Genomic DNA, 6,145 nt, shown 5'->3' with positions numbered 1-6,145 from the left:
GATATTTAGTGACACTGAAAATCGCTATGAAATCAACTGTTTGCAACAGCTATTACGTCGCAAATCTGCTCAATTGCAACTTTTAATGTATACAAATCTTGCAGAAAACTTGCAGAAAACTGGCACAAAACTTGTATTGGAGGCTATTGGCAACAAACACCTTACACGACCCCCGCGAACATATTGATAAATAGCGTTGCAAGACAACAAAACAGCGAAAAGTAATATTAGTTTCAGTTGCCACTTCGCTTCTTAACGTAACAACTCAAAGCCAAGCGCGACGCAGGGCTTTTACGCCCGGCTCAATATCTTCGAATGCTATGGCGGAAAAGCCAATCATCACGCTGCTCGTGGACGCGGTATCAGGAAAACGCATGCGGGCGGTACCATACACTTTCACGCCTTGCGCAAGCGCCGTATCGATAAGTTGCTGTTCGCTCATGCCGTTGCGCACAGTTACGTATAAGTGCATGCCTGTATCGGTACCCGAAATGTTCAGAATGTCGCCCATCTCGGAACGCAGACAGCGCAGAAGCTCATCATGCCGGCGACGATTACCTTTTGCCGTCTTGCGCACATGAGCGTCCCAGTACCCTTGGGCGATAAACCGGGCAAGTGTCTCCTGTTCAAGCCAAGAAACAGACGGATGCGCATAGTTAAACAGATCCCAATAGCGCTCCAGCAATCGCGGAGGCAGCACCGCGTAAGCTATGCGCAGGCTCGGCGAGAGCGCCTTCGACACGTTACATAAGTAGATTACTCTCCCGTAAGCATCGAGCGACTGCAGCGACGGGACAGGACGTGTGGCGTAACGAAACTCGTTACAGCTATCGTCTTCGATAATGTAGGCGTCGTGTTCCTCAGACCACTTTAACAGCCGCGTGCGCGCATCAAGCGGCAAAAGCAGCCCTGTGGGAAACTGATGTGAAGGAGTGCTGAATATAATCGTAGGGCGATGCCGCTCTACAGCTGCAAGAAAAACTTCAACACCTTGGTCGGTGGGCAGCGAAACCATAGAAAAGCCTTGACGACGCGCCACCTCGTGCACGGTGGCATAGCCGGGATCCTCCATGCCAATAACGTCGGTTGTCCGGTTGAAGAGCTGCATGATCATGGTAAGCGCCTCACCCGTCCCCGCCTGCACAACAATCTGCTCGGGAGAACAATCGACACCACGCGTCCGGGAAAGCAGTCGCGCCAGCTCCACCTGCAACGAACCAACCTTGTCGGTGTAGGCATAGCGGGCAAGCTCGGGGGCTGTTTGGGCATACATAACCTCGTTGAGAAGCTGCCGCCAAATGCGCACGGGAAAGGAGTCGGGCTGCAAATTAGCATGCGAGAAGTCGTAGCGCACTTCGCCACCACTTCGGTTCTCCGCGAAGAATGCCTCTCGATCGCGAGATTCGGCTAGCTTGCGCACCTCATCCTCACTAGATGCGCGCTCTAGCTTGAAATAGTCGGAGTCGATGCGCTCAACAATGTATCCAGAACGCGGCACATTCACAACAAGCCCCTCGGTAGCAAGCTGAAGATAGGCTTGCTCGACAGTTGTGTGCGACACACCTAGATCTGAAGAGAGTTTACGAATGGAGACAAGCCTGTCACCTTGGACAAGCCTACCCGACGTAACAGCGTCGCGAATCTGTTCGTATATCTGCTGGTAAAGCGGTGCTCTCGCCGCCTCATCAAGCTGCAGAAATACCTCAGCCTTTCTCTTCGCGCTCACCTCAACTCCTATCTGCCCATAGCTATATTTCCGCATCTGTCCGTTTTAACACACGCAGCATCGGTTTACTCTGCCGGATGGGTGAATGACGAGAAGAGGAGGGATTCTATGAACGAAACCAAACGCAATTCACTCGCAAACGCGACGATGTCGCGCCGCGGCTTTGTGAAGGCCGCAGTCATCACAGGTGCTGTGGGTGCCGCATCGGGCAGCATGTTCAGCACAAGCTCATGGCTTGCGCCTACTCAAGCTCTAGCGGAGGAACAGTCAGAAGAAAAGACCTGCTACCTCTGTCATAACTTTCATTGCCTTGGCGGATGCGGGCTGAAAGCAACAGTGCGAGATGGACGCCTTGCCAAAATAGAACCGCGCCCCATGAAAGATGATCGCTATCGCAAGATTTGCCTACGCGGAATCAACGAAGTCCAACATGTTTACGCAGCTGACAGATTGCAGACCCCACTCAGGCGCGTCGGCGAACGAGGCGAGGGCAAATTCGAAGTTATTAGTTGGGATGAGGCTGTCAAAGAGATAGCTGACAACGTGAAAGCCGTGCAGAAAAAATACGGAGCCGGCAGTCTATATGTGAAAAAATCGGTCGAAGCTAGTCTGGGTCAAGGATTTTCATTCGTGGACGTATTTCTAAATGCCGAGGGTGGCGGACTTACAGGTCTTGACCGCGGCATCGCCAACGGCTGTGAACCGGCGCTTCAGACTGTTAACGGAAATTCGGTTAACTCGATTTGGGAGATGAAGCACGCTTCAACAATTATCAATATCGGCGACAACCTTGCCGAGAGCGGCATTATTTGGACGCAAGCGCTGGTAGATGCGCGTGAAGCAGGCGCAAAGATTATCACCTTCGATCCGCGCTTATCGCCAACAGCAGCGAAGTCCGATCAATGGGTACCGGTCAAACCCGCCGAGGACGTAGCCGTCATACTGGGAATGGCACAACATATCATTGAAAATAAGTGGTACGACGAGGACTACATGAAAAACTACACGTCGTATCCTTTCCTAGTTGATCGCGAAACTGGCGAACTTGTGGGCGAGAAGATGACCGGCACAAACCGTATCGGCAAGAAAAACGCCACAATCGTCCATTCGATGGTATGGGATGAAGCAAGTGGCACGGCAGTTCCGTACGATCAGGAAGGAGCTGTCCCCGCACTCGAAGGCGAGTTCACACTGGATGGTCGCAGCGTAGCCACCGAGTTCACACTACTAAAGGAAAAATTGGAAGAATACACACTCGAATGGGCAGCCGAACGATCAGGCATTGATGCGCAAACGATAGCGCAGATTGCTGATGACTATGCAAACCGAGGTCCCGCAACTATTAATTGTGCCGAAGGCGGTCCTGATAAATACGCCAACGCCGATGTACTTGGACACGCCATTGCGATCATTGCCTCTCTTACAGGCAATTACGGCAAACTTGGGGCTAGTGTTGGGTTTTACAGCGCGGGCGGCGGCAGCTTGTCGGGTACGCTTACCGCATGGCCGCTTCCGGAATGGGCAAAGCTGTCCGAAAACAAGATGCGTTTGTATGAGGTTGCATCAAAGCCCAACGATATTCACGCCGCTATTACATTCGGAGATGCGTTCACCCTGCGTGCAGCAAACGCGAATGCCACAATCGACTGGATCAAGTCGCTCGATTTCTTCGCTATAATCGACATTTATCACTCATCTGCAGTTGACTACGCAGATATCGTCTTGCCTGCGTGCAGCAAGTTCGAAAACACAGAGGAATACAAGAATGTACGCGTCTCGCAGAACCACGTCTACATTGCCCAGAAGTGTATCGATCCGTTGTTCGAAAGCAAGACCGATCTGGAAATAGAGCGGCTTATTCTCGCAGAGTGGGGATACGATCAGTATCTACCGAAAAACTATGACGAGCTTAATCGCAAGCAGCTATCTAACCTCAAGGGTAACTTGGAGGGAATAACTTACGAGAACCTGATTGCCAACGACTGCATGCTGCCGCTAAAGAACGGCGACAATCCAGTTGAAGATCAGGTGGGTTATCATGAGCCAATCTTCAAGACCCCAACAAAGCGGCTTGAGCTTTACTACGAGGATCTAGTCGATGAGGGACAAGCATTTCCTTCCTATGAGACATGCGATGAAGCCTATGACGGCAACCCGCTCAAGGAGACATATCCACTCGTATTCATGCAGGGAAAGACGCGCTATCGCATCCATGCGTTTTACAGCTCTTCTGAGTGGTTCCAAGAAAACTACAGCCCGTGCGTAACCATGCACCCCTCCGATGCCGAAGCACGCGGAATTAAAAATGGAGACGACGTGCTGGTGTTCAACGACCGCGGAGACTTCGTCTGCCGAGCCGTTCTTGACGAGGGTATTCGACCCGGCGTGCTATTCATGGCCGAGACGACGTACAGCAAGTATTACAAGAAGGGTTTCCTGCAAAACGTCACTAATTCGAATCTAGTAGAGCGTTGCTACAAGATGAAGTTCGGTCCCCAGATACTCTACAACGACGTGCTTGTCGACGTGAAGAAAGCGTAGGTAAAAAGATGACAAAACTTGCAATCGCAATCAACACTGATCGCTGCATAGGCTGTCAAACCTGCGCGTTCGCGTGCAAAATGCAAAACAGCGTACCGCAGGGCATGGCTTGGAATCGCGTGATAACCGAAGGAAGCGATCATGAAGATGGCTCCTTGGGAACGTTTCCTAATGTAACGCGCACATATTTGCCGCTTGCTTGTCAACACTGCGAGAACCCAGCCTGCGAGAAGGTGTGCCCAACCGGAGCCACCTACAAGGATGAAAAGGGTCGCGTAGAAATCGACTACGACAAGTGCATCGGCTGCCGCATGTGCATGGCCGCCTGTCCTTATAACGCCCGCGTTTTCAACTGGGCTGAGCCCGTTCGTAAACCGGACTTCAAATACGGAGATAAAGAGGTTGTAGAAAGAGAGCGCGGCGTCATGGAAAAGTGCACGCTGTGCAAAGAGCGTACCGATCGCGACGAGCAGCCGATGTGCGTTGAATGCTGCCCTGTTCGCGCACGCGTCTTCGGCGACCTCGATGATCCGGATTCCGAAATCTCGAAGCTAAAGCACGAGAAATCTGTCCGCATTCTACTCGAAGACAAGGGCACGCGCCCGCAGGTCTTCTACGTCAGCTAGGGGTGTCAACCATGCAAACCAATACTTTCAAAAAGCCTGTCTTGGGCGTGTTCGGCGTGCTTGCCGTTATCGGTGTGGCGTGCTGGATCTACCAGCTGGCAAACGGTTTAGCCGTAACCGGTATGTCAAATGCTAACTCGTGGGGCCTATACATTTGTATGTTCATGCTGTTTGTTGGTCTTTCAGCCGGCGGTCTAATCGTGGCTAGTTCGGCGCACGTGTTCGGCATTGATAAGTTCAAGACCGTGGCTAAGCCCGCTGTCATCTGTTCTACAGCGTGCATCTGCGTAGCCGGCATGTTGGTACTTGTCGATCTCGGTGGCATCGCAAAGGTATGGCGCATGCTTACAGGACCGAACTTCATGTCTCCTTTGCTATGGGACATGTGTATCATCACAATCTATCTCGTCATCAACATCCTTGACCTCGTCTGGATGCAAAAAGGCGACGAGGACAAGGTCCGCAAGCTATCCTACGTGGCACTGCCGGTAGCTATCCTCGTACACAGTGTGACGGCATGGATTTTCGGCTTGCAAATCGCACGTGCATGGTACACAGCAATTATGGCACCAATCTTTGTGGCTTCCGCACTCGACTCTGGCCTCGCGCTGTTGCTGCTCGGTTTACTGCTGCTGGATAAAGTAAACATCGCCAAATTCGATAACAGCCTCATGGCATCACTCGGCAAGCTACTGGCAACTTTCATTGCCGTGGATGCGTACTTCGTTGCGTGCGAACTGCTCACGATGGCATACCCGGGCGCGGGCGAGACGGTTGCTCTCTCTGAAATGCTCACCGGCGCTACAGCTCCGTTCTTCTGGTTCGAGATTATTGGCGGTTTGCTAGTGCCGTTTGTGATACTAGCCATAACCAAAAACCGCGAGAAGCGCGGCATAATTGTGCTTGCCAGTGTACTCGTCGTACTTGGTGTAGCATGCAAGCGCGTGTGGCTGCTGTTTACTAGTTTCATCCATCCCAACGTATACGGTGGTCCCGGCATCGCATCTGGCACCTTCGATGCGCAGCAGAATCCCGCAGATATGTGGATGCTGCTCGGTTCCTATGCGCCAACCTTTGTTGAGATTCTCGTGGTGATCGGCGTTGTTTCGGTGGGTGTACTCATCTTCATGATTCTGTCGAATAAGCTTATTGCGGGCGAGGGTGCCTCGTCTGCACACACCACAAAGACCTCTGAATAGTCTCTCCGAAAACGCACTGAGGCCATGCCTTAGCTGCGCATTCTCCCCTTGAG

At 52.1% G+C, this 6,145-nt stretch carries 5 protein-coding genes; 4 read left to right on the top strand and 1 reads right to left on the bottom strand.

Going from position 1 to position 6,145, the window contains the following annotated elements; all coding sequences use genetic code 11:
* Nucleotides 1–187 (top strand): hypothetical protein (locus G7Y37_RS09160; protein ID WP_206214143.1); only part of this gene is annotated, 187 nt, incomplete at its 5' end.
* A 78-nt stretch (nt 188–265) separates the two neighbouring features.
* Here G7Y37_RS09160 and G7Y37_RS08240 read toward each other — a convergent pair.
* Nucleotides 266–1,726, bottom strand: coding sequence for a PLP-dependent aminotransferase family protein (locus G7Y37_RS08240; protein ID WP_165062989.1), 1,461 nt, complete (start codon nt 1,724–1,726; stop codon nt 266–268).
* Nucleotides 1,727–1,834: 108 nt separating this feature from the next.
* Between G7Y37_RS08240 and G7Y37_RS08235 the strand changes: the two genes are divergently transcribed.
* Genes G7Y37_RS08235 through nrfD form a run of 3 tightly spaced genes read left to right on the top strand, consistent with a single transcriptional unit; the run spans nt 1,835 to nt 6,092 of the window.
* Nucleotides 1,835–4,267: a molybdopterin-dependent oxidoreductase gene (locus G7Y37_RS08235; protein WP_165062988.1), complete on the top strand. Its 2,433-nt coding sequence runs from the start codon at nt 1,835–1,837 to the stop codon at nt 4,265–4,267.
* An 8-nt stretch (nt 4,268–4,275) separates the two neighbouring features.
* The gene (locus G7Y37_RS08230) at nt 4,276–4,893 is read left to right on the top strand and encodes a 4Fe-4S dicluster domain-containing protein (RefSeq protein WP_165062987.1); all 618 of its coding nucleotides are present in this window, start codon (nt 4,276–4,278) and stop codon (nt 4,891–4,893) included.
* 11 nt (nt 4,894–4,904) lie between these two features.
* Nucleotides 4,905–6,092: an NrfD/PsrC family molybdoenzyme membrane anchor subunit gene (gene nrfD / locus G7Y37_RS08225; RefSeq protein ID WP_165062986.1), complete on the top strand. Its 1,188-nt coding sequence runs from the start codon at nt 4,905–4,907 to the stop codon at nt 6,090–6,092.
* Nucleotides 6,093–6,145 lie beyond the last annotated feature (53 nt).

Origin of the sequence: Adlercreutzia sp. ZJ154 (genome assembly GCF_011039055.1) — a bacterium.
Lineage (GTDB): Bacteria > Actinomycetota > Coriobacteriia > Coriobacteriales > Eggerthellaceae > Adlercreutzia_A.
The sequence above is the reverse complement of the archived record's forward strand: the minus strand, read 5'-3'. Positions and strand labels throughout refer to the sequence as shown.

Excerpts from the sequence above, each read along its gene's own strand:
- G7Y37_RS08235 (WP_165062988.1), top strand. The coding sequence starts at position 1,835 with ATGAACGAAACCAAACGCAATTCACTCGCAAACGCGACGATGTCGCGC.
- G7Y37_RS08230 (WP_165062987.1), top strand. The coding sequence starts at position 4,276 with ATGACAAAACTTGCAATCGCAATCAACACTGATCGCTGCATAGGCTGT.
- nrfD (WP_165062986.1), top strand. The coding sequence starts at position 4,905 with ATGCAAACCAATACTTTCAAAAAGCCTGTCTTGGGCGTGTTCGGCGTG.